The sequence below is a fragment of the Streptosporangium sp. NPDC002607 genome, from assembly GCF_053592655.1.
This window is the reverse complement of the sequence record NZ_JBSFWD010000003.1, coordinates 269,263-295,487: the sequence shown is the minus strand read 5'-3', so window position 1 is coordinate 295,487 and position 26,225 is coordinate 269,263. Positions and strand designations below refer to the sequence as shown.

Annotated in this window: 25 protein-coding genes and 1 pseudogene; 20 read left to right on the top strand and 6 right to left on the bottom strand. The window is 68.3% G+C overall.

Annotation, left to right across the window (positions count from 1 at the left end):
* Positions 1–31 precede the first annotated feature (31 nt).
* Positions 32–1,660, top strand: coding sequence for an amidohydrolase (locus ACWD3H_RS05360; RefSeq protein ID WP_451954115.1), 1,629 nt, complete (start codon positions 32–34; stop codon positions 1,658–1,660).
* A 322-nt stretch (positions 1,661–1,982) separates the two neighbouring features.
* Here ACWD3H_RS05360 and ACWD3H_RS05355 read toward each other — a convergent pair whose 3' ends face one another.
* Positions 1,983–2,675: an alpha/beta fold hydrolase gene (locus tag ACWD3H_RS05355; protein ID WP_451954114.1), complete on the bottom strand. Its 693-nt coding sequence runs from the start codon at positions 2,673–2,675 to the stop codon at positions 1,983–1,985.
* Positions 2,676–2,860: 185 nt separating this feature from the next.
* Between ACWD3H_RS05355 and ACWD3H_RS05350 the strand changes: the two genes are divergently transcribed.
* The 5 genes and pseudogenes from ACWD3H_RS05350 to ACWD3H_RS05330 all read left to right on the top strand — a co-directional run bounded on the left by ACWD3H_RS05350 (position 2,861) and on the right by ACWD3H_RS05330 (position 8,359).
* Entirely contained in the window at positions 2,861–3,886 is a 1,026-nt protein-coding gene (locus ACWD3H_RS05350) for a LacI family DNA-binding transcriptional regulator (protein WP_451954113.1), read from the top strand.
* A gap of 381 nt (positions 3,887–4,267) precedes the next feature.
* Positions 4,268–6,691 carry a carbohydrate-binding module family 20 domain-containing protein gene (locus ACWD3H_RS05345; protein WP_451954112.1) on the top strand — a complete coding sequence of 808 codons (2,424 nt, stop codon included), beginning with the start codon at positions 4,268–4,270 and terminating at the stop codon, positions 6,689–6,691.
* Positions 6,692–6,974: 283 nt separating this feature from the next.
* Positions 6,975–7,139: pseudogene (locus ACWD3H_RS05340) on the top strand (ATP-binding cassette domain-containing protein); the annotation flags it as partial.
* A 14-nt stretch (positions 7,140–7,153) separates the two neighbouring features.
* Positions 7,154–7,732 carry an ABC transporter permease gene (locus ACWD3H_RS05335; protein WP_451954152.1) on the top strand — a complete coding sequence of 193 codons (579 nt, stop codon included), beginning with the start codon at positions 7,154–7,156 and terminating at the stop codon, positions 7,730–7,732.
* Positions 7,733–7,738: 6 nt separating this feature from the next.
* Entirely contained in the window at positions 7,739–8,359 is a 621-nt protein-coding gene (locus tag ACWD3H_RS05330; protein ID WP_451954111.1) for a TetR/AcrR family transcriptional regulator, read from the top strand.
* A gap of 109 nt (positions 8,360–8,468) precedes the next feature.
* On the opposite strand, the gene ACWD3H_RS05325 is transcribed toward ACWD3H_RS05330, so the two are convergent.
* On the bottom strand, positions 8,469–10,511 hold the full coding sequence (locus ACWD3H_RS05325) for a cellulose binding domain-containing protein (RefSeq protein ID WP_451954110.1): 2,043 nt from the start codon (positions 10,509–10,511) through the stop codon (positions 8,469–8,471).
* Positions 10,512–10,830: 319 nt separating this feature from the next.
* On the opposite strand from ACWD3H_RS05325, the gene arfB reads away from it, so the two are divergent.
* Positions 10,831–11,253 (top strand): alternative ribosome rescue aminoacyl-tRNA hydrolase ArfB, encoded by a 423-nt coding sequence (gene arfB, locus ACWD3H_RS05320; RefSeq protein ID WP_350961584.1) that lies wholly within the window; start codon positions 10,831–10,833, stop codon positions 11,251–11,253.
* A gap of 507 nt (positions 11,254–11,760) precedes the next feature.
* Here arfB and ACWD3H_RS05315 read toward each other — a convergent pair.
* Positions 11,761–12,252: a winged helix-turn-helix transcriptional regulator gene (locus ACWD3H_RS05315; RefSeq protein WP_451954109.1), complete on the bottom strand. Its 492-nt coding sequence runs from the start codon at positions 12,250–12,252 to the stop codon at positions 11,761–11,763.
* Positions 12,253–12,334: 82 nt separating this feature from the next.
* Between ACWD3H_RS05315 and ACWD3H_RS05310 the strand changes: the two genes are divergently transcribed.
* The 10 genes from ACWD3H_RS05310 (at position 12,335) to ACWD3H_RS05265 (ending at position 18,575) form a co-directional block, all read left to right on the top strand.
* Positions 12,335–13,582 (top strand): MFS transporter, encoded by a 1,248-nt coding sequence (locus ACWD3H_RS05310; protein ID WP_451954108.1) that lies wholly within the window; start codon positions 12,335–12,337, stop codon positions 13,580–13,582.
* A 344-nt stretch (positions 13,583–13,926) separates the two neighbouring features.
* Positions 13,927–14,172, top strand: a complete 246-nt coding sequence (locus tag ACWD3H_RS05305; protein WP_451954107.1) for a tetratricopeptide repeat protein — start codon at positions 13,927–13,929, stop codon at positions 14,170–14,172.
* A gap of 415 nt (positions 14,173–14,587) precedes the next feature.
* Positions 14,588–15,046, top strand: coding sequence for a CPBP family intramembrane glutamic endopeptidase (locus ACWD3H_RS05300; protein ID WP_451954106.1), 459 nt, complete (start codon positions 14,588–14,590; stop codon positions 15,044–15,046).
* Between the two features lie 121 nt (positions 15,047–15,167).
* A complete protein-coding gene (locus ACWD3H_RS05295; RefSeq protein WP_355556213.1) occupies positions 15,168–15,869 on the top strand; it encodes a CPBP family intramembrane glutamic endopeptidase in 702 nt (233 codons plus the stop codon).
* A 391-nt stretch (positions 15,870–16,260) separates the two neighbouring features.
* Positions 16,261–16,551 carry a transposase gene (locus ACWD3H_RS05290; protein ID WP_451954105.1) on the top strand — a complete coding sequence of 97 codons (291 nt, stop codon included), beginning with the start codon at positions 16,261–16,263 and terminating at the stop codon, positions 16,549–16,551.
* A complete protein-coding gene (locus ACWD3H_RS05285) occupies positions 16,548–16,886 on the top strand; it encodes an IS3 family transposase (protein ID WP_451954104.1) in 339 nt (112 codons plus the stop codon). Before ACWD3H_RS05290 ends, ACWD3H_RS05285 begins: the two co-directional genes overlap by 4 nt.
* A 163-nt stretch (positions 16,887–17,049) precedes the next feature.
* Positions 17,050–17,301 (top strand): zinc ribbon domain-containing protein, encoded by a 252-nt coding sequence (locus ACWD3H_RS05280; protein WP_451954151.1) that lies wholly within the window; start codon positions 17,050–17,052, stop codon positions 17,299–17,301.
* Entirely contained in the window at positions 17,223–17,699 is a 477-nt protein-coding gene (locus ACWD3H_RS05275) for a DUF5753 domain-containing protein (protein WP_451954103.1), read from the top strand. Before ACWD3H_RS05280 ends, ACWD3H_RS05275 begins: the two co-directional genes overlap by 79 nt.
* A gap of 39 nt (positions 17,700–17,738) precedes the next feature.
* On the top strand, positions 17,739–17,978 hold the full coding sequence (locus ACWD3H_RS05270; protein WP_451954102.1) for a DUF397 domain-containing protein: 240 nt from the start codon (positions 17,739–17,741) through the stop codon (positions 17,976–17,978).
* 153 nt (positions 17,979–18,131) lie between these two features.
* On the top strand, positions 18,132–18,575 hold the full coding sequence (locus tag ACWD3H_RS05265; RefSeq protein WP_451954101.1) for an NUDIX hydrolase: 444 nt from the start codon (positions 18,132–18,134) through the stop codon (positions 18,573–18,575).
* A 36-nt stretch (positions 18,576–18,611) separates the two neighbouring features.
* Here the strand turns inward: ACWD3H_RS05265 and ACWD3H_RS05260 are convergent, their stop codons facing one another.
* Positions 18,612–20,132 (bottom strand): glycosyltransferase family 39 protein, encoded by a 1,521-nt coding sequence (locus ACWD3H_RS05260; protein ID WP_451954100.1) that lies wholly within the window; start codon positions 20,130–20,132, stop codon positions 18,612–18,614.
* Positions 20,133–20,460: 328 nt separating this feature from the next.
* Complete coding sequence (locus ACWD3H_RS05255; protein ID WP_350919642.1) at positions 20,461–21,111, bottom strand: TetR/AcrR family transcriptional regulator; 651 nt, start codon at positions 21,109–21,111, stop codon at positions 20,461–20,463.
* A gap of 102 nt (positions 21,112–21,213) precedes the next feature.
* On the opposite strand from ACWD3H_RS05255, the gene ACWD3H_RS05250 reads away from it, so the two are divergent.
* Genes ACWD3H_RS05250 through ACWD3H_RS05240 form a run of 3 tightly spaced genes read left to right on the top strand, consistent with a single transcriptional unit; the run spans position 21,214 to position 25,324 of the window.
* Positions 21,214–21,915 (top strand): SDR family NAD(P)-dependent oxidoreductase, encoded by a 702-nt coding sequence (locus ACWD3H_RS05250; RefSeq protein ID WP_451954099.1) that lies wholly within the window; start codon positions 21,214–21,216, stop codon positions 21,913–21,915.
* Positions 21,912–23,663 carry a CocE/NonD family hydrolase gene (locus tag ACWD3H_RS05245; protein ID WP_451954098.1) on the top strand — a complete coding sequence of 584 codons (1,752 nt, stop codon included), beginning with the start codon at positions 21,912–21,914 and terminating at the stop codon, positions 23,661–23,663. The genes ACWD3H_RS05250 and ACWD3H_RS05245 overlap by 4 nt, the downstream gene beginning before the upstream one ends.
* A gap of 2 nt (positions 23,664–23,665) precedes the next feature.
* Positions 23,666–25,324 carry a long-chain fatty acid--CoA ligase gene (locus ACWD3H_RS05240; protein WP_451954097.1) on the top strand — a complete coding sequence of 553 codons (1,659 nt, stop codon included), beginning with the start codon at positions 23,666–23,668 and terminating at the stop codon, positions 25,322–25,324.
* A gap of 297 nt (positions 25,325–25,621) precedes the next feature.
* Here ACWD3H_RS05240 and ACWD3H_RS05235 read toward each other — a convergent pair whose 3' ends face one another.
* Positions 25,622–26,161: an alcohol dehydrogenase catalytic domain-containing protein gene (locus tag ACWD3H_RS05235; RefSeq protein WP_350963043.1), complete on the bottom strand. Its 540-nt coding sequence runs from the start codon at positions 26,159–26,161 to the stop codon at positions 25,622–25,624.
* Positions 26,162–26,225: the final 64 nt, after the last annotated feature.

Sequence of the window (26,225 nt, the reverse complement as noted above, 5' to 3'; positions counted from 1 at the left end):
ACCCCCTGATCTCACCTCAAGGAGAATCCGCATGACCGCCCCCGCCGACCTCGTCCTCCGCGGCGGTCCGGTGCACACGCTCGAACCCGCCGCCCCCACCGCCACGGCGGTCGCCGTCCGAGCCGGCCGGATCATCGCCGTCGGCGAGGACCCGGACGTCCGGCCGTTGATCGGCGCGGCCACCGAGGTCGTCGACCTGGCCGGCCGCGCCCTGCTCCCCGGGTTCCAGGACGCCCACGTGCATCCCGTCCTGGCCGGCCTCACCATGATCCGGTGCGACCTGCACGACGCCGAGGACGCGGATGAGGCCGTCGCCGCCGTCCGCGCCTACGCCGAGGCCAACCCCGAGGCCGAATGGATCAGCGGAGGCGGCTGGTCCATGGAATGGTTTCCGGGCGGGACGCCGAGCCGGCACCTGCTGGACGCGGTGGTCCCCGACCGGCCCGTCCATCTGATCAACCGGGACGGCCACGGGGCCTGGGTCAACACCAGGGCCCTGGAGCTGTGCGGCGTCGACGCCGGCACCCCGGACCCCGTCGACGGGCGCATCGAGCGGGAGGCCGACGGCACCCCGCAGGGAACGCTCCACGAAGGCGCGTCGCACCTGGTGGCCCGGCACGTCCCCGAGCCGACCGCGGACATGATGCTGGCCGCCCTGCGGGCCGGCCAGCGGCGGCTGCACTCCGTCGGCGTGACCGCCTGGCAGGACGCCATGGTCGACCCCGCGGTGCAGCGGGCCTACCTCACCGCGGCCGAGTCCGGGCTGCTCACCGCCCGGGTGATCGGCGCGCTGTGGTGGGACCGCGACGGGGGCGAGGAGCAGATCCCCGAACTGCTCGCGCGCAGAGGCACGGCCGGGCGGTTCCGCGCCACCAGCGTCAAGATCATGCAGGACGGGGTCGCGGAGAACTTCACCGCCGCGATGACCTCCTCCTACCTGGACGGCTGCGGGTGCGGGACCGGCAATCAGGGGATCAGCTTCGTCGATCCGGAGGCGCTGCGCGCGTACGTCACCCGCCTGGACGCCGAAGGCTTCCAGGTCCACGTGCACGCCGTCGGGGACCGCGCGGCCCGCGAGGCCCTGGACGCGTTCGAGGCGGCGCGGGCCGCCAACGGCATGAACGACCTCCGCCACCACATCGCGCACCTGCAGGTCGTGCATCCCGACGACGTGCCGCGCTTCGCCGCTCTTGAGATCACCGCGAACATGCAGCCGCTGTGGGCGGCGCACGAGCCGCAGATGGACGAGCTGACCATTCCGTTCCTCGGCCGGGAACGGGCAGGCTGGCAGTACCCGTTCGGGGATCTGGCCCGCACGGGCGCTCCGCTCGCGGCGGGCAGCGACTGGCCGGTCAGCAGCCCCGACCCGTTCCTGGGCATCCACGTCGCGGTCAACCGGACGGTCCCCGGCGAGAGCGCCAAGGTGTTCCTGCCGGAACAGCGTCTGAGCCTGACGGCCGCGCTGGCCGCCTACACGATCGGCACGGCGCGGGTGAACCACCTGGACACCCGGACCGGCACGATCGAGAAGGGCAAGCTCGCCGACCTGGTGATCACCGACCGCGACCCCTTCTCGGTTCCGGCCACCGAGATCGCCGAGACCACGGTGCTGGCCACCTACGTCGAGGGCGAGCGGGTCCACACCGATCCGGTCTTCTGACGCCGGCCGTCCGGACGCGCGGCGCGGACGGCGGGGCCGCGCACGCGTCACGGCCGGGGGGACAGCTCGTCCAGGACCTCGTCCGCGAGCTTCCGCGCGCTCGTCTCGTACCTCCGGGCCGGCGACTGGAAGACCCCTGTCATCGTGCTCCCCGCCCGGCCGAGTTTTCGCGTCCGGCGCGGAGCGGTACGGATCAGCGGACGGACTTGACGGGGAGCACGGTCGGCTCCGCCACGATGGCGATGACGACGAGCGCCGGATAGCCGCTCAGGCCGATGACGAACGCCGCGGCGAGCGGCGCGAGCAGCCGTGTCGGAAAGATCTAGATCCAGCCATCGAGACCGGCCATGAAGTCTTCGAACAGGTGGCGATGGATCGTGTGCTCGGCGCCCTTCACCACGCGCACCTCGAAGCCCTTGGAGATGAGGGCCTCGGCCGCCTCCGGGGAGATCAGCCCACTCGGGTCGGCCTGCTGAACCAGTGACGGCACCACCGGTTCGGGCGTGAAGTCCGAGTCGGCGAACGAGTTCAGCGCCATCGCGGTGGCAGGGTCCCAGCTGGCCAGCATCTCGATCTCAAGGGCGCATTCCTCGGCGGACCAGCCGGGATGGACCTGCCGCACCATCTCCACGGTCTGGTCCTTGGCCGCGGCCATCATCGCACCGAAGTCCACTCCGTCGATCCGGGGGATGCGGAACGCCGGGTCGGAGTAGATCGCCCTGCCCGGCTTGAGCCGTTCGACCGCGAGCGACAAGGTGAGGCCGCCGAGTGAGTGACCGATGGCCAGTTCGGGTGTGGCCGGGACCGACTCCAGCACGCTTGAGGCGTACAGCTCGGGGGTGTACTCCTCGGCACGGGGGCTTTCGCCATGGCCGGGCAGGTCCACCGCGACGACCCGGTAGCCACGCTCGGCCAGCGCCGGGCCGACCCGCCACCAGCAGCGGGAGTCGGCCATGATGCCGTGGATCAGCACCGCGACCCGGTCACCGCGGCCCCATTCGCGAGTGTGCAGCATTGGACTCCTTCACAGACGTGATCAACAGGATGGCGGCCGCGCCGACGAGAGGTGGCACCCCCGCAGGTCACCCCGCCGCCGACGGGATCGCTTATACGTATAAGCAGTTGATAGCATCGCCTTCGCAAGGCGACAAGGGCGCGGCTCCGGTCTTAACGAACTCGCGATGATCCAGAATGGACTCGATGTCCGCCAAGCCACCCACCAGTCTCGACGTCGCCCGTGAGGCAGGGGTCTCTCAGGCGACGGTGTCGTACGTCCTCAACAACCGCGAGGGCGCGCGTATCAGCGACGAGACGCGGGCGCGCGTCCAAGAGGCCGCCGACAGGCTCGGGTACGTGCCGCACGCCGGAGCCCGGACGCTGCGGACCGGGCACAGCGGACTGGTGCTGGTGCCGCTGGCCGATATCCCGTACGGCCCGCTCGCCGTCGGCCTGATGGAGGAGTTGGACCGCGAGCTCAGCCAGCTCGGATACACCATGATCCAGTACGGCGCGCGCCGCCTGAAAGGCGTGGCCGCCGCCCGCGCCTGGGCCGGGCTACGCCCGGTCGCGGTCCTCGCCCCGGCCGGGCGGCTGACCCGGCAGGCCGTGGACGTACTGCACTCGGCGGGGATCAGAGCGGTGATCGGCATCGGCGTCGTGGGCTGGTCCTCCGAGATCGTCTCCACCGTGACCATGGACCATGAGGGGATCGGGGCCATGGCCGCCGAACACCTCCTCGCACGCGGCAGTCGCACCCTCACCGCGATCGTCCCGGCCGAGGACGGCCTGCGCGACATGGGCCTGCTCCGGGCGACCGGCGTGCAGCGGGTGGCCGCCGCCCGCGGCGTGCCGTACACCCGGGTGGATCTGGCCTTCTCCGAGACCGCGACCGCCGCGCGGCTGGATGTGTGGCGGACCGCGGGCATCAGCGGAAACGGCCGGACCAAGCACGGCGTGTTCGCCTACAACGACGAGTACGCCATGCTGCTGATGGCGGTGCTCGCCGACAACGGGCTCTCCGTTCCCGGCAACGTGGCGGTCGTGGGCTGCGACGACCTGCCGTTGGCGAAGCTGCTGCGGCCCCGGCTGACCACCGTCCGCCTCGACGTCACCAACGCCCCGGCCGTGCTCGCCCAGACCCTGGACCAGCTCGTCAAGGAGGGCACGACCAGGCGGCCCCGCCTCGCCCTGTGGACCCATGCCCTGGTCGAGCGCGACTCCACCTGAGATCCGGTGATCAGGGACGACTCGGCACCGGGTGACTGCCGCGTTGACCCCCTCCTCGAACAAGCAGGCGCCCGAGGCGTCGAGTCCGACGGCGACCCCGCGCGCCACGCGGGCCGGCGCGATCGAGGTTGGAAGGGCCGCTGCCGCCTCCGATCCCGGGCCGGACCGGTACAGGCGACGGCGTCCCGGCCCACCCCGGCACCGTACTCGGGTCGCCGGTGACAGTGGAAATGTAAGCGACGGCCCTGTTACCGGCAAGTTTCATGAATCTTGCTGAAAGCTCTTGAAATTCTTGCAGAGATCAAAGATTGTTCTGCTAGATGGACGGCCGTCCCCTGCCCCAAAGCGCACCTTCGTCCTCGGAAGTAGGTCCATCCCCCCATGGAACGAGCTAGGTCACGCCTGCGCAGCAGGATCCGCCATGTCCTCCTCGCCGCCGCGGTCGCCGCACTCGGCATCGCCCCGGTGACCGCCGCGGTCGCCACATCTCCCGCGAGCGCCGCCGTCACGCTGAACGACAGCGAGGTGACGGCCAATCTGTGGGAATGGAACTGGAAGTCGGTCTCCGCGGCGTGTACGAACCATCTCGGACCGGCCGGGTACGGTGCGGTCCAGGTCGCGCCGCCGCAGGAGTCGGTGAGCCTTCCGAACAGCAGTGACGGGGTGCATCCGTGGTACGAGGTGTACCAGCCGGTCTCCTACAGGCTCGACTCCCGGTTCGGTAACCGGGCCCAGTTCGCCTCGATGGTGACGGCCTGCCACAACGCGGGCGTACGTGTCTACGTGGACGCGGTCGTCAACCACATGGCGGGGACGAACAACCCCGGCGGCGTGACCGGCTACGCCGGAACGTCCTTCACCGGTTACAGCTACCCGGCCGTCCCGTACGGGTACGGAGACTTCCACCACCCGGGCGACAACTGCCCGACCGGCGGCGGGATCAACGACTGGAACAACGAGTCCCAGGTGACCAGCTGCGAGCTGCTGTCGCTGTCGGACCTGTACACCGAGAAGGAGTCTGTCCGCAACAAGATCGCGGCTTACTTGAACGACCTGATCGGGCTCGGCGTGGACGGGTTCCGCGTCGACGCGGTCAAGCACATGCAGAAGTCCGACTTCGCGGCGATCCTCGGCAAGCTGAACAACACCGTCGCGGAGAACAAGCGCCCGTACGTCGCCCAGGAGATCTTCGATGGCGCCGGCAACGACGCGCTGAAGGCGCGGGCGTTCATCGGCAACGGCGATGTCCTGGACTTCGCCTACGCCAAGGGCGTCAAGGCCCAGTTCCAGGGGTCGATCTCCAACCTCGGGAGCATCGGGAGCTGGAACCTGGACGCGCCCAGCGCCAACGTCTTCGCCATGGTCACCAACCACGACCTCGAACGCGACGGCGTCACCCTCTCCTGGCGCAACGGCACCGACTACACCCTCGCCAACTACTTCGTGCTGGCCTACCCGCATGGCAAGCCCTCGGTCTACGACAGCTTCACCTACGACAACCGCAACCAGTCCCCGCCCTCCGACGGCAACGGATTCGTCACCGACACCTCCTGCGGCAGCAACTGGAACTGCCTGACCCAGTCCACCGGGATCAAGGGCATGGTCGGCTGGGCCAACGCCGCCAGGTCCGTCAAGACCGTCTCGGACTTCAAGGTCGTCAACAGCAACGTCATCGGCTTCCACCGCGGCGACCGCGCCTGGATCGGCATCAACGACTCCGGCAGCGCCGCCACCGCGCAGTTCACCACCGGCCTGGCCGACGGCGAGTACTGCGACGTCATCTCCGGCGCCGCCACCACCACCGGCTGCACCGGCACGAAGATCACGGTCTCCGGCGGCCAGGCCACCGTGACCATCCCCGCCAACAACGCGGTCGCGATCCACGTCAACGCCAAGGCGGACATCACCAAGATCGCGACGACCTTCAACGTCACCGCCGACCTCACCGCCGGGCAGACCCTGCACGTCGTCGGGAACGTCCCGGCGCTGGGCGGCGGCGACAACGCCGGCTCCGTCGCGCTCGTCGCCGCCCCCGGCGGCGGCTACACCGGCGTCGTCCAGCTGCCCGCCTCCACGGCCGTCTCCTACAAGTACCTGATCAAGGAAGGCGCGACGGTCGCCCAGGCCGAAGTGGCCGACCGAACCTTCACCACCCCGGCGAGCGGCACCGCCACCCGGACCGACACCTACGTGCCGGCCCCCGTCAGCGACAAGATCGCCACCACGTTCACCGTCACCGCCACCGCGGCCACCGACCAGAACCTCTATGTCGTCGGCGGCATCCCGGCCCTCGGCTCATGGGCCCCGGCCGGTGCGATCAAGCTGACCGCGCAGGGCAACAACCTGTACTCCGGAGTCATCGACCTGCCCAAGTCCACCGCGGTGGAGTACAAGTTCATCAAGAAGAACCCCGACGGCGCCGTCACCTGGGAGTCCGGCGCCAACCGGACCCTCACCACCCCCGCGAGCGGGACCCACGCCGTCACCGAGACCTTCCGCGGCGACACCGCCTCGCAGATCGCCACCTCCTTCAACGCCAACGTCACCACCTACTACGGCCAGAACGTCTTCGTCGTCGGCAACATCCCCGCCCTCGGCGGCTGGGACCCCGGCCAGGCGATCGCCCTGTCCTCGGCCGACTATCCGATCTGGCGGGTAGCGGTCAACCTGCCCCCCAACACCGCCGTCGAGTACAAGTACATCAAGAAGAACCCCGACGGCGCCGTCACCTGGGAGTCCGGCGCCAACCGGACCCTCACCACCCCGGCCACCGGCACCCACACCAGCAACGACACCTGGAAGTAGCCCTCCGTCAGACCGACGGCGGCCGGACCTTCACGGACCGGCCGCCGTCGGCGTCGACACCACGGATCACCCGTGACCTGCCGGCCTGTTTCCGGGCTTCGGTCTGTTCTTTCCCCTGCGAAGCGTGACGCCGGAGCTGCGCGACCTCGCCATCGAGCCATCCGGCGCGGCGAACCCCGCCTGCGCCGTTGCCATCGACTCGCCGGGTGGTGATGGCCGCCGGTCCACCTCGGCACAAGGCGACTATTTGCAAAACCTACCTACTAATAGGTAGGTTTTGCGAATGGACAGAACCACCCCACCGGCCATTCATGTAGCCGGACTCGGCCGGGACTTCGGAGACCGCTCCGCGGTGCACCAGCTCGATCTTCAGGTGAACGCTGGAGAGGTCTACGGACTGCTTGGCCCCAACGGCTCCGGCAAGAGCACCACCGTCCGCATGCTCACCACGATGCTCCGCGCCTGCTCACCACAGCCTTCACCGGCGGCGCCACCGCCGGCCAACTCCTCGTGCGCGACATCGGCTCCGGCTATCACGCCAGGCTATGGCTCACCCCGGTGGGCCGCTGGACGCTTGTCGCCGCCCCCGTCCTAGCTGGGATCCTCATCCTCACCGTGCAGGCCGGCGCGCTCACCGCACTCGGCCTGCTGCTCGACCTGAGTCCCGTCTCCGGCCTCCCCGCCCTGCTCGCCCTGGTCGGCGCGACCGTACTCCTCGGCACCGGATTCCAGCTGCTGACGGCCGCAGTCGCCCTCCACACCGGCAACGGCTCGGCGATCGGATCCGTCACCCTGGTCTTCTTCCCTCTCTCGTTCTTCACCGCCACCTTCGTACCGCGTGACCAACTCGACGGCTGGATGGCCTACGCGGCCGACATCAACCCCCTCACCCCGCCACTGGAAGCGATGCGCGGCCTGCTCACCTCACCCTGGAGCGAGCAGAACCTTCTCCCCGGCGCTCTCGTCACCGCCGGCATTCTTGCCGCGGGCGCTGTCGCGGCCCGCCTCGCCCTTATCCGCCGTACCCGTACAGGAGTCTGAACCGCCATGCCACGCCAAGCCGATACCCGCGTCCGCGCCCGCGATGAATTCGCCCGCCTCCTCGCCGAACACGGCTACCTCGGGGTCTCCCTCGATGAAATCGCCAAAACCGTGGACGTGAGGAAGGCCAGCCTCTACCACCACTTCCCCGGCGGGAAGCCCGCCCTGTTCATGGAAGTCGCCCACCACTACATCGAGGAGACCTCCGCCGTGCTCCAGCAGGCACTGGAAGGCGACGGCGATCTCCGCAACCGCCTCCTCGCCCTCGCCGACACCTATGCGCGGGGAACGTACGACTCCGTTCTCGGTGACCAGATCTACTACGCCACCCGCCACCTGGAGGACGCACAGCGCGCCGACATCTCGCGCGCCTACGTGCGTAGTCTGATCACGCCCGTCACCGACCTGATGGCCCAAGCAGTGGAGGCGGGCGAGCTACGGAAGGCTGATCCGAGCTTCCTGGCCATGGCTTTCATGGAACTGGCCGGCATGCTCCAGCCCATGCCCGCCGATGTGGCGATGCCCCCGCAGGAGCGTCCCGTTCCGCCTCCCGCCGATCAGCTGGTCCACGAAGTCGTCGACCTCTTCCTGCGAGGGGCAGCCGTCTCGGATCGGCCCATGACCTGACCGCGGCGGTCTCGAAAACTCACCACTGCGCTGACCACATAGGTTCACCGGGTTGCGACACGCCGTGGGCGTGTCCGGGGCCGTCCACGCGGGACGGCCCCGGACGGTGTCACCGCGTCGTGCAGACGGTTCCGTTGAGGGTGAAGACGGCGGGGAGGATGTTCGGGCCGCTGTAGTTGCCGACGAAGCCGATCGTGGTCGACGCGCCGGTGGGCAGCGAGCCGTTGCCGGGCTCGTTGACGACCTTGACGTTCGAGCCGTTCTGCGTCCAGACGGCGCTCCAGCCGCTGCCCAGGCTCTGCCACGTCCTGGGCCAGCTGAAGTTCAGGGTCCAGCCGTTGATCGGCGCGCCGTTGTTGGTGATGTCGATGGCGCCGACATAGCCGTTGCCCCAGTCGGACTGGTCACTCAGCCGGACCGCGCAGGAACTGGAGGCGGGCGTGCCGGTCGTGAACGTGAGGGGCGGGGAGGCCGGCGAGACACCGCCGCCGCTGTCCCTCGCGATCACGTTGACCGTGTAGCGCGTGCCCGGCTTGAGGTTGCCGACGGTGAAGGAGTTGCCGGCGGTCTCACCGAGCTGCTCGCCGACCACTCCGTTGTGGCGGTGGACCTCGTACTTCACGATCGGACGCGTCCCGGCGGAGGCGGCGGGCCAGGAGATCACGGCGGTCTTGTCCGTCACGTTCGAGACCGTCGGCTGCCCCGGCGCGCCCGGCAGCCCGGTCTGGGCCGAGGCGGGACGCACCACGATCGTGGTCAGCGACAGCGGCGGCAGCGTCCGGCTGGTCGCGCTCCCCGAGGTCGAGCCGACGAGGTCGGTGGCGCCGTTGGTGTGGGTCAGCACGGCCGGCGCCCCGGAGGCCGGGCTGAAGCCGGAATAGTCGATCGTGACGGGGAGCGACGTGTCGGACGAGGTATTGATCAACAGGACCGCCAGATCGCCGTTGGGGCGGCGGACGGCATGCGCGCCGACCTTCGCCTGGTCGCTGGCGGCCCCGACGAACCGATCGCCGGCCCGGGCGAACGCGCTCACCATCCGCAGCGCGTAGTACGGCGCGAAGGGCGTGTTCATCGCCGGCTCGCACACGCTGCCGTCGGAGGTGCACGTCCCGCTCGACAGCAGGCCGAAATCGCCGTAGTCGGTATGTCCCTCGACCTGCGTGACCTTGCCGATGCCGTTGTGGGTGTTCCACCAGTCGACCGTGAACACACCGTTCGCGAGAAGCGTCGCGTAGGCGTCGGCGGCGGCGAGCGCACCGGGCTGGGTGTTCGTGCCGTTGCTGCTGGTCCCGGTGTTGAACTCGGTCATCGAGATGCCGATCCGCTCCGACCCGGGTCCCGCGTACTCGGTGATCTGCCGGCGGGTGAGATGGATCATGTCGGGGACGTGGCCGGCCCTGTCGAAGGCGCCGGGATACCAGTGCAGGATCACAAAGTCGATCTTCGGCCCGGCGATCGACAGGACCACCTTGTTCCAGGTTCCTTCGTCGCCGCCGGCGACCAGTCCGTCCGGCCAGTTGGCGGGCGTGGTCAGGACCGCACCGATCTTGATGTCCGGGTCGACCGCCTTCATCGCGTCGGCGTACGCGACGACGTGGCGGGCGTACTCGGCCGGGCTCTTGTCGGCGTGGTCGTCGGCCTCCCAGGGGTCGCCGTAGTGACCGTTGCCGTAGTTCTCGTTGCCGATCTCCCAGTACTTGACACCGTAGGACTTGGTGACGTTGGCGTAGCGGACCCAGGCGGCGGCCTCGGCGGCGGTGCCGGTGCCGTAGTTGGCGGTCACCATCGCCTGCGCCCCGGTGCGCCGCACACCGCGCATGAAGGTGTCGAAGTCGGTGTTGGGAGCCACGTAGCCGCCGGGAGCGGTGTGGTCGGCCCAGTGGTAGATGTCGGAGTAGGAGCCGCCGGGATAGCGCAGCAGCTTCACACCCGCGCCCTTGAGCCGGTCGGCGGTCTCGTCGGTGCCCAGCTGGCTGTCCCAGATCGCATGGTTGGCGCCGATACCGGTTTCGGGGACGGTGGCGAGTGCGGCACGTGCGTTGACGGTCACCGTGACCGGGGTGACGTCGTCGGCGGCGTACGCGGTGGGAACGTTCAGTACGGCCAGCGTCAGCAGGACGGCGGACGCGACCCGTAACGGGACTTTGGGCATCGGCACACCTCAGTCATAGGTAGCGGAATTCAGTCGACGCCCCCTCCTGACCAGGGAGGCACCATGATCTTGTGGGCTGGCGCCACGCGCGTCAACCGCCGGTGAAAGTTTCAGTCGGTACGGCTGTCATGGTGATCGCCACCCCCGTGCGGCCTGTGCTTTCTCCGGTCCGGGAGCAGCGTCAAGGGCCGGAAGATCAACCGTGTACCGCTTCAAAGCTCATCGCACATCGAGAAACGGGGCATAAAACCAGTTGATCCATGCTTGTCACTCCTCGGTACCCTGAGAACACACCCCCTGTGAGAAGGAAGTAAGCGCCATGCCCGGTCCGCTCCAGATCAGCGGTTCGGTCTCGGTCCCCGAGGCCGAGCTCGGCTGGCGGTTCTCCCGTTCCTCGGGCCCCGGCGGCCAGGGGGTCAACACCACCGACAGCCGGGTCGAGCTCAGCTTCGACCTGGCCGCCACCGGTGCGTTCGGAGACGTCCTCAAGGCCCGTGCCCTCGAACGCCTCGCCTCCCGCCTGGTGAACGGCGTGATCACCATCGCCGCCTCGGAGTTCCGCTCCCAGCTGCGCAACCGCGAGGCCGCCGAGATGCGCCTGGCCCAGCTGCTCCGCGAGGCGATCGCCCCGCCCCCCAAGAAGCGCCGCCCGACCAAACCGAGCAGGGGCGCGATCGAACGGCGGATCACCGCCAAGAAACAACGCTCCGACCTCAAACGCCTGCGCCGGGACCACCACTGACCGAGCAAGCACTACGCCGTTTGAGCAGAGGGAACGAAAAGAGCGCTTTTAATCCGTAGATTCCGGGTTCGAGCCCCGGGCGCCTTAACACTGTCGACACGAATAGTCTGGGATCGTAGATAGTGCGCAACGTCACCTGCCGTGGATCCGTGGCCAGATAGGCGGCGAAGCACGGCGAGCATATGTAGCCACTGAGGTTTTCTCACCGATGAGCGTTTCCAGGCTCCAGCGAGGTTGAGAGCGGGTGGGTGGTTCGGGGTTTCCTGTGCGAGGTCCTGCGATGTGCCGTTGTGCGCTTACTCAGTCCACGTGCGACTGGCAGGAGTTCGTCAAACGCGTGGGGCACGAGAGCCCGAACTGTCGACATGGGGTCGATCGAGGAGGATCGGTTCCGTTGACCGAAATCCGCGAAGGTCGTTCGGGTCTACTCGCCGCTTGGTCGGCGTTATGGCGGTAAGAAGTGGGGCCAGCTGGTTGAGGCCGTCGCGCCACGATTGCGTCAGAAGGCTACTCGGACCTTGTCCCGGTCAGCGTTCTGGGCTGATTGACCTTGTTGACGGTGGTGTCATCGGGGTCGAGCCGTCGCCCATCTGCGGAGCGGACCTCTAGTACGCGCAGGGGCCGCCCGCGCTGGCGGTCGATCATCTCCGAATGCGGTTCATCGGGCTCGAAGAAGTGTCCTTCGCCCCACTGCCGCAGCGCCACGATGACGGGGAAGAGGTCTTTGCCCTTCGGCGTCAGAACGTACTCGTGGTAGGAACTGCCGTCGGAGGCCGGGACGACGTCCAGGATGCCGCCGGCGACCAAGACGCGCAGACGCGTGGTGAGGATGTTCTTGGCGACGCCGAGGCTGCGTTGGAACTCTCCGAAGCGGCGGCTGCCGTCAAACGCGTCCCGCACGATCAACAAGGACCACCAGTCGCCGATCGCGTCGACTGATCGAGCGACGGGACAGTCGCTGTCATTGAAACGTGTCCGCCTGACCATGGCACCCTCCATATTTACATTGGTTGCAACATGCTACCAGAACGACTACCGTCCATCTGGTAGCAAGATGAAACCAATTTCCGAAGGGCGCCGAGTGGCCAGTAACGACGAGACCACGACACCGAGGACCGCGGGCACTCCCAGCTTCGCGCTACCCCGAGGCGTCACCCTGCTCTTCGCCATCGCCTGTGGGACTGCGGTGGCCAACGTCTACTTCGCGCAGCCCCTCCTGGTGACACTGGGCCGTGACTTCGCGATCAGCCCGGCGACACTCGGTGCCGTCGTCACCCTCACACAACTTGGTTACGGGCTGGGACTGTTCTTCATCGTGCCGCTGGGCGACCTGATCGACCGCAGGCGCCTCATCGTGATGCAGCTGCTCCTGCTGGCGGCGGCGCTGATGGTGGTCGGCACCGCCACCATCGCGGCGCTCCTGCTTGCGGGTATGGCCGCTGTGGGACTCCTCGCGGTGGTGACTCAGACGTTGGTGGCCTTCGCTGCTTCGCTCGCCCCACCGGCGCAACGCGGACGCGTCGTCGGCCTCGTGACCAGCGGTGTGGTCACCGGCATCCTGCTTGCCCGCACCGTATCCGGCCTCCTGGCCGACCTCGCCGGCTGGCGCTCCGTCTACCTCACCTCGGCGGCCCTCACCTGCGTGCTCGCCCTGGCACTGCACCATGTCCTGCCGCCCCGTGACACCGCTGCACCGTCCATGCACTACGGACAGCTCTTGCGCTCCACGCTCTCCTTGTTCGCACAGGAGCGCCTCCTTCGGCTCCGTGCCCTGCTCGCCCTGCTCATCTTCGCCGCCTTCAGCACCCTGTGGAGCTGCATCGCGCTGCCGCTGAGCGCGCCTCCGCTGTCTCTGTCCCACACGGCAATCGGCGCGTTCGGACTGCTGGGAGCCGCAGGCGCCCTGGCTGCGACCGCAGCCGGCCGCCTAAACGATCGCGGGCTCTCCCAGCGGACCACCGGCATCGGCCTGGCCCTGCTCGTCGCCTCGTGGCTACCCCTGACCTTCGCCCGACAGTCACTATGGGCACTGGTGGTCGGCGTGATCGTCCTCGACCTCGCCGTGCAGGCGGTCCACGTCACCAACCAGAGCCTGATCTACACACTTCGCCCGGACGCGGGCAGCCGACTGATCGGCGGCTACATGGTCTTCTACTCGCTCGGCAGCGCCTTCGGAGCCATCGCCTCGACCGCTCTCTATGCGGCGGCCGGCTGGGGTGCCGTGTGCGCACTGGGGACCGCGATCAGCTGCCTCGCGCTCCTGCTATGGGCGGGCACCCGGCCCTGTACCCCGCCACCGGCCGCCGCCAATGTGGCTCTTCGATGTTGAGGGGGAAGTGCCACTTATCCCGCAGCACAGCCTCTTGCCACGGTTTCGATGTCGTCTTAAGCATTTCGACACGTCAACAAGGGTTCGGATTCACTCGCCTTCACGATCCACACCTGACGCGCTCGCCGGCACGCCTTTTCCGTAACGCTCACCGCCCCGGCTCTTAACCGGCGCAGCTTACGGTGGTTTGCAGCCTCCACCTGCACGGCGGCTGCGGAGGGCCCGCCTCCATCTCTCAAACAGCACCACGCCAACACGCCCCCGGTTTCCAGGGCACGCACTGGACACGTTCAGGGCATCGAGCGTTTCATCCCCGCCTTCGGCGGCGGATTTCCCGTCACGGCGTGATCGAGAAATGGCACCTTTGCACCACCGTCACCCACCTGCTTGGCCCAAACCACTCCGATACCCTGTCCACCCGGGAGAATCTGGCGTTCTGGCGGGGGCGGGCCGGGGACGCCGCAGGTGCGGTAGCCACGCTCCAAGAAGTACTGTCCGACCGGTTGCGGGTGCTGGGGACCGACCACCCCGCTACTTTGACCCTCCGCCGCGATCTGGCGTACTGGCGAGAGCAGGCGGGGCTCGCATGAATGACCTGTTGGCAAGGGCCATTGAACACCGCTCTCGGTGACCGGCGGCGCGATTAGCGAGTCGCCGAGGCCACTCACACCAGCCTCGGTTAGTAGTCGAGGGCGTGGTCGACCAGCTCGGCGACGCGGGGCTGGCCTGCAGGGCCAACGTCCGGGCGCACCCTTGAGCGTGACAGCATCTTCGTCAGCCTCGGACTGAGCGTGCGCGGCCGCGTGGGTCGGTTCGTCGGCGCGCTTGTCATTGGCATGGTCGCCCCTGTCGTCCTGCTGGTGGCGTCGCAGTTGCTCGCGGGTGCTCTCGGCACCTTCGATCTCGATCTCACTCTGCGCCAGGCCGTGATCGATCACGAGCTCCCAGTAGACACTCCGCTCCCGCAGGTATGGCTCGCTTTCGGGGGGCAGGCTGCTGACCGCGATGGTCCTCGGCGGCGCAATCAACCTGATCCTCGCCCTGGGTGAAGAGATCGGGTGGCACGGATACCTCATGCCGCGAATCCACCAGCTCTGGGGGCTACCGGTCGCGATCATCGCCGGAGGCATCATCTGGGGGCTGTGGCACGCACCGCTGATCCTCCTCGGCTACAACTATCCCGATGTCGCACCTTGGGCTGGACAACTGGCAATGGTTGCGGCCTGCATCGTGGTGGGCGGCTTCCTCTACTTGCTGACCGTGCGCCTCGGTTCCCTGTGGCCCACAGCGCTCGCCCACGGAGTGAACGATGCAACCTCTGCACTCGTCATGACCTCGCTGCTCGTCCCGGGTGCGACGATCGACACCGTCAACGGATCGGCCATGGGCCGGCCCGGATGGATCACCTACGCCACCGTCGTGATCGTCGGCTTCACACTCGCCCGTCGAACGCGCCGAGCGTAGAAACGTAGGCATTGGTCTCGCTGCTGGTGGATGTGGTCCTGCCACATCTCATCCGCAGGCCGCAGCCGCCGGTCTGGAAGCGCTTGACTGTGCCCTTAGGGCACGATGTGCAATGCGTGTCATGACTGAACAGAACGAAAGACGGGAAGCGAGCCAGGCGGGTGCGGATGTTCGCCCCGGCTGGATCGAGTTGGTGGTCGCGCTGGTCGCGGCGGTCGTGCTCTACGCGGGCGGTCTGACGCTGCTGGTCGCGTTTCCAGCGCCGACGCCGGCACTGGAGGGGGTAGTGCAGCTCGCGTTCTCCGGGGTGGCACCGCTCGCCGTCTTCGCCATCGTGGTGCTGGTGCGGATTCGTGACGTCCGGCCCTTCGGGCTGCGGAGCGTCGAGCCGAAGTGGCTACTCATTGCCGTTGCCCTCGCAGCCGGCTGCTTAGCGGTGATCCTCACATTCGACACGGTTGTCGCCACGCTTTTTCCAGGTATCGACGATGCCCAAGGCCAGCTGCGCGCCTCAGCCGCTGGTGGCCTCGCTACCCTGGTCGGCACCATCGCCTTTGGTGGGGTGTTGACTCCGCTGGGCGAGGAGCTATTGTTTCGAGGAATCCTCACCCGCTTCTTTCAGCGATGGGGAACCTGGGTCGCCGTCTTGGCCAGTGCGTTGATCTTCGCTCTATGGCACGGCATCAATCTGGTGTTTCCCTCGGCGCTGGTCGTCGGGCTCTGCTGCGGCTGGCTGCTATGCCGCACCAAGTCGGTTTGGCCAGGAGTTGTGCTCCACATCGTCTACAACAGCTCGTTCCTTTTCATCTACGCAGTGGGATAACGCTGGCGAGCAAGCTTCAGGCGGGGTCGACGTTCGCGAAGCGCTCTGGATCTGTTCGAGCTGGGTACGTACGGCGGCGAGCCGCGCGGCGTAGTTCTCGCACGTCACCGGGCCGAGCGCTGCTTCCGCGGCGCGGCGATCGGTGTCCGCGCGATCTTACGCCGCGCTCCGAGCAGCAGATGCTTCGTCGTGCGCCTTCTGTGCCTTCCTCAGCTTTGCCCCGCCTGCTCGCGCGCCGGGCCGCACGTCCCACGTGCCACATCGCCAGCGCGCCCTGCTTCCGCTTCGCGCGCAAGCCTCGCTTCCACCTTCGCGCTGTCGACATGAGATGCCCAGCAGATTCCGGATAGTCAGCTACATAAGCTGACAGAAGTCTGGAAGAGGTAGGTACGTGACGAGGCGTCGCAGGCAGTTCTCATCGGAGTTCAAGGAAGAGGCCGTCCGGATGGTACTGGAGGGCGAACGGACGGTCGCGTCGGTGGCGCGGGAGTTCGGGATCAACCCCAGCACCCTGGGCAGCTGGGTAAACAGGCACCGAATCGTGCACGGCGAGGCCGAGCGGCCGGCCTCGGGGCCGGAGCGGGCGCGGGTCCGCGAACTGGAGCGGGAGAACGCCGAACTGCGGGAGAAGCTGGCGTTCTCGAAAAAAACGGCCGCCTTCTTCGCGGCCGAGAATCGATGACGCTCGCCAAGTTCGAGCTGATCGATGCGGAGAAGGCCCACCACGCGATCGTCAACATGTGCGCTTGGCTGGAGGTGTCCCGGTCGGGCTACTACGAGTGGCGCGAGCGGCCGGCCTCGGCCACCGCGCAACGCCGCACCCTGCTGGCCACGCTGGTCGCCGAGATCTTCGTCGGCTCGCACGAGACCTACGGCTACCGGCGGGTGCACGCCGCCCTGCTGCGCCGCGGCGAGCACTGCTCGGCCGAACTGGTCCGCGCCCTGATGCGCGAATCGACTGCCACAGCAAGGCGGTCCTGGGCTGGTCGATGGCCGACCACTACCGCACCGAACTGATCAAGGACGCGTTCCGGATGGCGGCCGGCACCGGCCTGCTCCAGCCGGACGCCGTCTTCCACACCGACCGCGGGTCTGTCAATCAAACGGTGTAACTGATCGTTTTGGTTGTCTACTTCTGGCCGGCTGACAGGCGTCCGTCGAAGGTGATCGCGAATGCGCCATCGCCGGGCAGGCGTGGGGCCGGACGGTCACCCTGCTGGAGTACAAGACCTCCGAGCGGGGCGGCCAGGTGGTGAAGGTCCCCGCGCGGGGGACCTCGCAGACCTGTCACCGGTGCGGCCAGCACGCCCCGGCGGCCCGGGACGGGACACGATACGCCTGCGCCAACCCCACGTGCGGTTGGGCCGGGCATGCCGACACCAACGCCGCGATCAATATCAAGAACGCCGTCGGAACGCCGGTGTTCGGCTGACTCGCCAGAAGCTTCTGCTGCGAGAAGAAAGTCCGATCCGGTTCTGGACCGTGATCGACGAGGCCGCTCTTGCCCGCCAGATCGGCTCAGCGGCGATCATGCGCGGGCAGTACGCCAAGCTCCTTGAGTTGGTGGACCAGGACAACATCACGATCCAAGTGTTGCCGCTCGCCGCTGGCGTTCACCCGGCGACCGCCGGCGCCTTCAGCATCATGGAGTTCCGTGAGATTTACGACCCTACCGTGGTGTATGTCGAGAACATGACGAGTAGCCTGTACGTGGAAAATGACACTGAAATGTACTGGTATACGCTCGCATTTGATTACTTACGAGCTGCGGCGCTCGGCCCTGACAAGTCAAAAAAATTGATCGAGCAAATGGTCGAGGAATCCTCCTGAGGTATGTCCTGTACTCAGCGAGAAAGGTGGAGGTCCGAAGTGGATACGTCCCGTATCGAGTGGCGCAAGAGCTCCCTCAGCGGTAACGGCCCGGACTGTGTCGAAGTCGCCCTCGCCGACACCCCCCAGGCCGGAGCCGAGACCGCCCCGGACGCCGACCGGCTCGTCCTGGTCCGTGACTCCAAGGACCCCGATGGTCCGGTGCTGTCCTTCACCCCGTCCGAGTGGGATGTCTTCCTCGGGATGATCAAGGGCGGGGAGCTCGCCGATCTGGGCTGACCGTCATGGCGGCACCCTCTGCCGGGCTTCGGCGAGACATGGGACGCCGAAACCCTCTCCCGGAGGCGACCGACCGCCCGTGCCGTACGGAAATCCCGCCCCCCGGGGCCCGGATGCGGATCACGTCACCGGATCGGTGACACAATGGGCCCCATGTCTGACGTGCCGAGTGTTCGCGCCGTCCTCCTCGACGACGACCGGCTGGTGGTCTTCCGGCGTACGGTCCCCGGTAAGGAGCTCTACTGGTCCGTCCCCGGCGGCCATGTCGAGCCCGAGGACGCCTCGCTGGAGCACACCCTGCACCGCGAGGTCATGGAGGAGCTGGGCGCCGTGGTCTCCGACGTCACCCCGCTGACCACCCTGGAATGCGTGCGCGACGAGGGGATCAAGACCCAGCACGTCTACGGCTGCCGCCTGGTCTCGATGGATCTCGCCCTGCGCTGCGGCCCGGAGTTCGACGATCCCGCTCGTGGCCACTACGAGGTGGTGCGGCTCCCGCTCGATCCGGCCGAGATCTCCGCCATCAACCTCGTCCCCCCGGAGCTCGGCACCTACCTCGCGGGTACCGTCACCCTGCTGCCCGGCCTGATCTCCTGACCTTCCTGCCCGCCGAAGTCACCGCGGAGGAACGCCTTACCGGCTCGCGCCGGGCGAGGCAGTGGCACCGCAGCAGGCCGGCCTGCGGACATAGAGGCCGATCCACGAATACCCAAAATCATCGGTGGATCTCAGCACGAAATCACGGTTGCCCATCAGGGCGAGATAGCGCTCATCCTCCTCCACGAAGGCGCTGTTCTGGCGCCTCCTGCCGCCGGTGACCACCCAGACCCGCTCGACGCCGTCCAGGGCGGCCGTGAACTGCGCGGCGGTTCTCGGCGCGGCCTGGCCGGGAGCGTAGGTGAGATCGCGCAGGTTCCGGTACGCGTCCCCGTACACGGCGACGAACAGGCGCCAGTTCTCCTTCACGTACAGCACGGCGTCGCCGGGGCGCTGCTCGGCCAGCAGCGTGGCCGCCATGCTCCGCAGATCGTCGGGGCGGGTGTCCGGCTCACGGATCGTCAGGTGCGCCGGGACGGTCAGCGCCGCGACGAGGGCCAGTCCGGCCCAGGCAGACGCCCGGGGCCGCAGGGCGTCCAGGCCCGCCCCCGCGAGCAGCGCCATGGCGGGAACGGCGAAGAGCAGGTATCTCGGACTGTAGACCGGATGGATCTGCGAGATCGCCATGGACAGCAACGGCAGCAGCGCCCAGGGCAGCGCGACCCCGGTCAGCCGCCCGCCGGAGATCGCCCCGAAGATCACGAGGGCGGCCAGGGGCAGCACCGGCCACGTGTTGCCCGCGATCTCCTTCCCGAACCTGGCGACGTCGACGAACTCCGGCGATTGCAACCACGACAGCTGGGCCTCGCGCTGACCGGCCGCGAGAAGCGCGAGCGGGGCGATCCCGGCCCCGGCCACCGTCAGCGCCCCGGCGAACCGCGCGATCCCTGGGCGGGGCGCGGTCACCGACGAGGAATCACGACGAGGCGACACCACCGGCGCGATGCCTCGGCGGGACGCCTCGGTGGACGAGACGTCATCGCGGCGATGCCACACTGCCACCGTCACCGCGTGCGCGACGACCAGGAGCAGGGCGTAGACGTGCAGCCAGCCGAGCAGCACCAGGCAGGCCGCGTAGCCCAGGTACCACCGGCGGCTCGATCGTCGCGTCGCCTCGATGAGCACCCAGGTGGCCAGCACGGCCACCGCCGTCACGATGGCGTAGCTCCGGGTCTCCTGGGCGTACCGGCTCACCATCGGCAGTGCGGCGTAGCACAGTCCGGCCAGCAGGCCCGCCCGCGGAGTGGCGAGCCTCCCGCCCAGAACCGCGATGCCGTACGCGGCGGCGGCCGTGGCGAGGACCGAGGGCAGGCGCATGGCCGTCTCTCCGGTCGAGATCGCGGCGATCGGCCGGAGCATGAGGTAGTAGAGCGCGTGCACCCGGTCGATGCTGTCGAGCAGGTTCCACAGGTCGCCGATGGGCATCGCGGCGGCCAGCACGCTGACCGACTCGTCCCGCCAGAACGAGGGGGTGGCGATGCCCCAGAGGCCGATCACCATCGCCACCACCGCCGGGATCACCTCCGGCAGGCGGGTCCGGCCACGTGGCCGGACCATGACTTTTTCCACAACACCCATCACATCGTGCTATTTCACACGATGATCAGAATGATGCGATGACTGGACGGGATCGGGCCGTGGCGGAGGACTTCCCGCGAAGATTCGCGAGGACCCGGCGGTTCACCCAGGTGGCATCCGGAACGGCGAAGGCCACCGAGGGCTAGTGCGACGTTCCTTACCGGAAGTACAGATCCACCCCGGTCCTGGCATCAGGAAGGCAGGCCCGACAATCTCGGTTTCCCTGCAGCGCGTTCGCAACCTCCGCTGAGGAACGGAGCACTGTTTGAGCCACTGGTGCTGGTGTGGGACAACTTGAACACCCCCATCACCGTTCGACACCTTCACGTCGCCGTGGTGCACCGCCGGTGAGCATCACGGGCAGAGCAGCTGCCACGCTGTCGGGGCCAGTCGGCAGCTGGGTTGCGGCGCTGGTGCGAAGGCCGTCCAGGAGGAGGGCGATATGACGCCGCCAGGCGTCGGGGGCGGCGGCGCTGGTGGTGCGGGTCAGGTGGGCGTTCAGCCAGAACATCACGAAGACGTCGTCGGGGGTGAGGTCAGGACGTAGTGAGCCGTCGGCCTGGGCCTCGGTGATGAGCCTGGTGCCGAAGGCCACGGACTCGTCGCAGATCGCTGCCAGCGCCGTGGCGTCCTGGTAGGAGCGGGCGATGATGTCGTTGAGTGCGGTATCGGCGGCCTGGAGTGCGCACATCTCCTCGATGTAGACGGCGAACCGCTGCCACGGACTGGTCTGCTCCCGCGCCCGCTGCATTGCTTGGCCCAGCTTGGCCGCGGCGAGATCCGGGACGACCACGTCGATCAGTTCCTGACGGCTTTCGAACCGGTTGTACAGCGTCCCGATGCTGACCCCGGCGCGCTGGGCGATCTCCTCCAGGGGCACGCTCAGGCCACGTTCCTGGAACACCTCGACCGCGGCGCTCTTGAGTTTTTCCAGGTTGCGGCGAGCATCCGCGCGCATGAAACCTCCCAAAGGCTAACTTGACGATGCTCCTCAAGTTAGTGTTAGCATCGCAAGGAACTTGAGAACACGTCTCAACTTACCATTGTGGGAGGCCGTGACATGGCCAAGACCATCGCCGTATTCGGCGCCGGAGGCGGGATGGGCCTCTCGCTCGCCCGCCGCTTCGGCCAAGAGGGCTACCGGGTCGCGCTGGTCGCCCGGCGCCGCGACCCCTTGGACCAGCTGGTCGCCGAGCTGGCCGCCGACGGCATCGAGGCGGCGGCGTTCGTCGCGGACCTGCGTCGCACCGAAGACGTCCCGGCTCTGGTCGCGTCCATCAGGGCGCGCTTCGGGCGGATCGACGCCGTGGTGTACTCGCCGTTCAGCCCCGCCACCCTCATCCCCGCCGCCGAGCTCGACGCGGCCACGCTGCGCGACTGGGTCGACCTGTACCTGCTGACCCCGGTCGAGCTGGTGCACGCGGTGCTGCCAGAGATGCTCGAACGCCGTGCCGGCGCCATCGTGACGGGGTACGGCTACTCGGTGCTCGAGCCGTCGGCGGGCCTGTCCGGACCGGTCCCGGTGCTGGCCGCCGCCCGCAACTACATCCACACCCTGCACGACGAGCTGGCAGAGCACGGCGTCTACGCGGGCGCGGTGGCGGTGCGCGCGCTCATCGATCGCAGCGAGGCCCACCAGGCCGTGCGCTCAGGCGACATGCGGCTGGCGGTCGACCTGCCGGTGATCGACCCGGACGAGCTCGCCGACCTCGTCTGGGCGCTGGTGCGCAGGCGGGACCTGGTCGAGGTGGTGCACCCGTGAGGTACAGCGTCTCGGTCGACGTGCCGGTGCCCATGCGCGACGGCGCCGAGCTCGCCACCGACATCTGGCTCCCGCAGACCGGCGGCCCGGCCCCGGTCCTGCTGGTGCGCAATCCGTACGGCAAGCACGTGCTGGCCAACTACGGGTTCACCTCGCCCAACATCTTCACCCTCGTCGAGAACGGCTACGCCGTCGTCGTCCAGGAGTGCCGCGGCACCTTCAACTCCGCCGGCGACCACACCCCGCACGTCAACGAGTCCGCCGACGGCGCGGACACCGTGACCTGGCTGACCGGGCAGGACTGGTGCGACGGCAACATCGGCACCTGGGGCGTGTCCTACCTCGGGATGGTGCAGTGGCAGGTCGCCGCCACCGGCGTGCCCGGCTTGAAGGCGATCGCCCCGGCGATCACCTCCGCGGACCTCTACCGCGCCCCGTACTACTCGCCGGGCGGCGCCTTCTCCCTGGACACCATCTTGACCTTCACCTCGCTCATGAGCGCCAACGACGTGACGCGAAGGCTGCGCTCCGGCAAGGGAGAGGCGGCCGACCTGGTCGGGCTGGGCGAGGCGCTGAACGACATGGACGCGTTGGTGGCGGCCACGCCGACGGCGGAGCATCCGCTGCTGGCGAAGTACCTGCCATGGATCTTCGATCAGGCGATGGACCACCCGGATCGCGACGACGTCTGGCAGGAGCTGTCGGCGCTGGACAGGGCGGCCTCCATCACGGTGCCGGCGTTGAACATCGGCGGCTGGTACGACCCGTTCCTGGGCGAAACCATCCGCGCTTACGCCGAGATGAAGCAGCGCGGCGGAACGGCCGAGGCGCGCGAGGGACAGCGGCTGATCATCGGGCCATGGAGCCACACCACGGTGAGCGGGGTCTTTCCCGACCGCAGCTTCGGGATAGGCGCCTCACCTGAGGCGGCCGACATGACGGGTGCGCATCTGGCGTTCTTCGACCGGTGGCTGCGCGGCCGGAAGGATGCGCTCGACAGCATGGCGCCGGTCCGGATCTTCGTTATGGGCATCGACCAGTGGCGTGACGAACAGGGCTGGCCGTTACCCGACACCCGATACATCCCCTACTTCCTGGACGGCTCCGGTCCCGCCAACACCGCGGTCGGTTCCGGGTCGCTGACCTCGGATAAGCCCGAGAGTAACTTCACCGATGCCTACCTCTACGACCCGCACCGGCCGGTGCCGACTCTGGGCGGCTCCGTCATGCGGCCGACCGGCTTCAACGGCCCCACCGATCAGCGCCCGGTCCAGAGCCGTGACGACGTGCTGTGCTTCAGCAGCGGCGTCCTCGATGAGGCCGTGGAGGTGACCGGACCCGTGTCGGCGACCTTGTTCGTGTCGTCGTCGGTGGTCGACACCGACTTCACGGTCAAGCTGGTCGACGTCCACCCGGACGGCCGCGCGATCAACCTGTGCGACGGCATCCAGCGGATGCGCTACCGCGACTCGCTGGAGAAGCCGGAGCTGATGGAGCCAGGCGTCGTCTACGAGATCACCGTGGACCTGCTGGCGACCTCGAACGTATTCCTGCCGGGGCACCGGATCCTGGTGGAGATCTCCAGCAGCAACTTCCCGCGCTTCGACCGCAATTCGGGCACCGGCGGCGTGATCACCCGTGAGCACGAGTCGGAGATGGCTGTCGCGCTCAACCGGATCCACCACGGCCCCTCGTATCCAAGCAGGGTCACCCTCCCCGTCATCATCCGCGAGCCGACTCAGGAGTAGCGATGCTCGGACTCATGCAGGACCGCCCGCTCGCCCTACCCCACCTCTTCCACCGCGCCGAGCAGTACTTCGGCCACAAGACGATCATCACGGCCGAGGCCTCCGGCGAGACCACGACGACGATCGCCGACATGTGCGCGCGGGTGCGCAGGCTCGCCACCGTGCTGGACATGCTGGGCGTCAGCGCGGACGGGCGGGTCGGCACATTCTGCTGGAACACCGCCCGGCATCTGGAGCTGTACCTGGCGGCGCCGTGCACCGGCCGGGTGCTGCACACCCTCAACATCCGGCTGTTTCCCGACCAGTTGGTCTACATCGTCAACCATGCCGAGGACGAGGTCGTCTTCGTCGACCGCTCGCTGTTACCCGTGCTGTGGCCGCTGACCGACCGATTGGAGACCGTGCGCACTTGCGTGGTGATCGACGACGGATCCGACGCCCCGATCCCCGACGACCCGCGCATCGCCGACTACGAGCAGTTGCTGTCCGCGGCGCAGCCGTACAGCGGCACCTTCCACATCGCCGACGAGAACACCGCCGCCGCGATGTGCTACACCTCCGGCACCACCGGCAACCCGAAAGGGGTGGTCTACAGCCACCGCTCGACGGTGCTGCACTCGCTGATGACGCTGATCGCCGACGGCCCGGCGGCGCTGTCGGAACGCGACGTGGTGCTGCCGGTCGTCCCGATGTTCCACGCAGGCGCCTGGGGCCTGCCGTACGGCGCGCTGCTGGCGGGCGCGTCCTTCATCTTCCCGGGCTCGAACATGACCCCGCACGCGATCGCCTCGCTGCTGGAGCGGCACAAGGTGACCGTCACCGGCGGCGTGCCCACCATCTGGATGGGCGTCCAGCCGCTGCTCGCCGAGCACGACCTGTCGTCGCTGCGCACGATCCTGTGCGGCGGGTCGGCGGTGCCGAAGGCGCTGTCGGCGGCCTACCGCGAGGCCATCGGCGTGCCGATCCTGCAGGCATGGGGGATGACCGAGACCAGCCCGATCGCTACCATCGCCCGGCCCGGCACCCAGCACGCCGCCCTGCCGGAGGACGAGCGTGACGGCGTACGCGCCCGGCAGGGCTTGGCCGCACCGCTGGTCGAGCTGCGCATCTGCGACCCCGAGACCGGCGAGCCGCAGCCGTGGGACGACACGGCCACCGGCGAGGTACAGGCGGCAGGGCCGTGGGTCGCCAAGGAGTACTACCGCGCTGAGGGCGGCGGTGCGCAGTTCACCGAGGACGGCTGGTTGCGCACCGGCGACGTCGCCACGATCGACCGCCACGGCTCGGTCCGGCTGGTCGACCGTACCAAGGACCTGATCAAGTCCGGCGGCGAGTGGATCGGATCGGTCGAGCTGGAGAATGCGATCATGGCGCACCCGAAGGTCGCCGAGGCGGCGGTGATCGCCATTCCGCACGAACACTGGGTAGAGCGTCCGCTGGCAGTGGTCGTGGTCAAGGAAGGCGAGGCACTCACCTCCAGCGAAGTCCTCCAGTTCCTCACCGAGCGGGTCGCCAAATGGTGGGTACCCGACGTGGTGGAGTTCATCGACGAGATCCCCAAGACCAGCGTCGGCAAGTTCTCGAAGAAGACGCTCCGTGAACGATTTGGCGGCTATCAGGTCAGCGAGCCCATGGCTGAGCCGCAGAGGGCAGACCGTTGATGGTGGCATCGCTCTGCTGACAGCCGATGTCTTTCATCCATGAGCGAGTGAGGGGCACCGGCGTCAGCTGTGACGTCGACGGCTGTTTCGCGGCCTGACCAGATCGGACCCGGACGACGAGTAGGCACGGCCAAGGGCTCCGGTTGCGGGCGACACGGAGGCCGAGGACCGATGGCGACGGCGGTCATGGGCCGGCCATTTGGACGCTTCGGCGTTCGCAGCCGGGGTCGGACTGCTGGCGTCGACCTGGTGGCGCCAAGTCGTGGCATCGCAAGCCGGAGAACGTCCGTCGGTACTTCAAGCCGGCCTCGGAGGCCGGGTCATCCGCCAAGGAGGCTGGTTCGGCGGCGGCCGGGACGGGGCGTCACCGCGTGGACGCAGGTGGCCCCGGTGTCGGCGCCGCCCGCGCTCGGTTCGAGGTCGTTCGGGACGGGCGCTGTTCAGGGTTCGATGATCAGTTTGCCGACGGTGTGGCGGGATTCCAGGTCGCGTCGGGGACGGGACGAGTGCGGCGGCGGGGGCCAGGAGGTGGGTGGTGTAACTGCCGGGCACGTGATACCAGGCCACGCGCCGGCCGACGTGGAGGTCGTCGGTGCCGGGGCCCAGTGCGCGGATGACGCCTGAGCCCTCGACGCCAGGCGTCGCGGGCGGTCGGACGGTCGGGTTGAAGCCGAGGCGGGTGGAGACGTCCATGAAGTCGACGCCAATGGCACGTACCTCGACCACGGCCTCGCCCGGCCCCGGCCGCGGTATCGCGGCCGAGGTGAGGGTGAGGACGTCGGCCGGCCCAAAGCGCTCGAAGGTGATCGTGCGGGCTTGGGGCTCGTGGGCGCTCACTTGGTGATCACCGCGACGTCCGCGAGGAGGTTGGCGTTGCCGGTGTGGTGGACGGGCCGAACGC

What these genes read in the sequence shown, in the direction of transcription:
- ACWD3H_RS05360 (WP_451954115.1), top strand. Translation starts at nt 32, where the DNA reads ATGACCGCCCCCGCCGACCTCGTCCTCCGCGGCGGTCCGGTGCACACG.
- ACWD3H_RS05355 (WP_451954114.1), bottom strand. Translation starts at nt 2,675, where the DNA reads ATGCTGCACACTCGCGAATGGGGCCGCGGTGACCGGGTCGCGGTGCTG.
- ACWD3H_RS05350 (WP_451954113.1), top strand. Translation starts at nt 2,861, where the DNA reads ATGTCCGCCAAGCCACCCACCAGTCTCGACGTCGCCCGTGAGGCAGGG.
- ACWD3H_RS05345 (WP_451954112.1), top strand. Translation starts at nt 4,268, where the DNA reads ATGGAACGAGCTAGGTCACGCCTGCGCAGCAGGATCCGCCATGTCCTC.
- ACWD3H_RS05330 (WP_451954111.1), top strand. Translation starts at nt 7,739, where the DNA reads ATGCCACGCCAAGCCGATACCCGCGTCCGCGCCCGCGATGAATTCGCC.
- ACWD3H_RS05325 (WP_451954110.1), bottom strand. Translation starts at nt 10,511, where the DNA reads ATGCCCAAAGTCCCGTTACGGGTCGCGTCCGCCGTCCTGCTGACGCTG.
- arfB (WP_350961584.1), top strand. Translation starts at nt 10,831, where the DNA reads ATGCCCGGTCCGCTCCAGATCAGCGGTTCGGTCTCGGTCCCCGAGGCC.
- ACWD3H_RS05315 (WP_451954109.1), bottom strand. Translation starts at nt 12,252, where the DNA reads ATGGAGGGTGCCATGGTCAGGCGGACACGTTTCAATGACAGCGACTGT.
- ACWD3H_RS05300 (WP_451954106.1), top strand. Translation starts at nt 14,588, where the DNA reads ATGGTCCTCGGCGGCGCAATCAACCTGATCCTCGCCCTGGGTGAAGAG.
- ACWD3H_RS05295 (WP_355556213.1), top strand. Translation starts at nt 15,168, where the DNA reads ATGACTGAACAGAACGAAAGACGGGAAGCGAGCCAGGCGGGTGCGGAT.
- ACWD3H_RS05285 (WP_451954104.1), top strand. Translation starts at nt 16,548, where the DNA reads ATGACGCTCGCCAAGTTCGAGCTGATCGATGCGGAGAAGGCCCACCAC.
- ACWD3H_RS05265 (WP_451954101.1), top strand. Translation starts at nt 18,132, where the DNA reads ATGTCTGACGTGCCGAGTGTTCGCGCCGTCCTCCTCGACGACGACCGG.
- ACWD3H_RS05260 (WP_451954100.1), bottom strand. Translation starts at nt 20,132, where the DNA reads ATGGTCCGGCCACGTGGCCGGACCCGCCTGCCGGAGGTGATCCCGGCG.
- ACWD3H_RS05255 (WP_350919642.1), bottom strand. Translation starts at nt 21,111, where the DNA reads ATGCGCGCGGATGCTCGCCGCAACCTGGAAAAACTCAAGAGCGCCGCG.
- ACWD3H_RS05250 (WP_451954099.1), top strand. Translation starts at nt 21,214, where the DNA reads ATGGCCAAGACCATCGCCGTATTCGGCGCCGGAGGCGGGATGGGCCTC.
- ACWD3H_RS05240 (WP_451954097.1), top strand. Translation starts at nt 23,666, where the DNA reads ATGCTCGGACTCATGCAGGACCGCCCGCTCGCCCTACCCCACCTCTTC.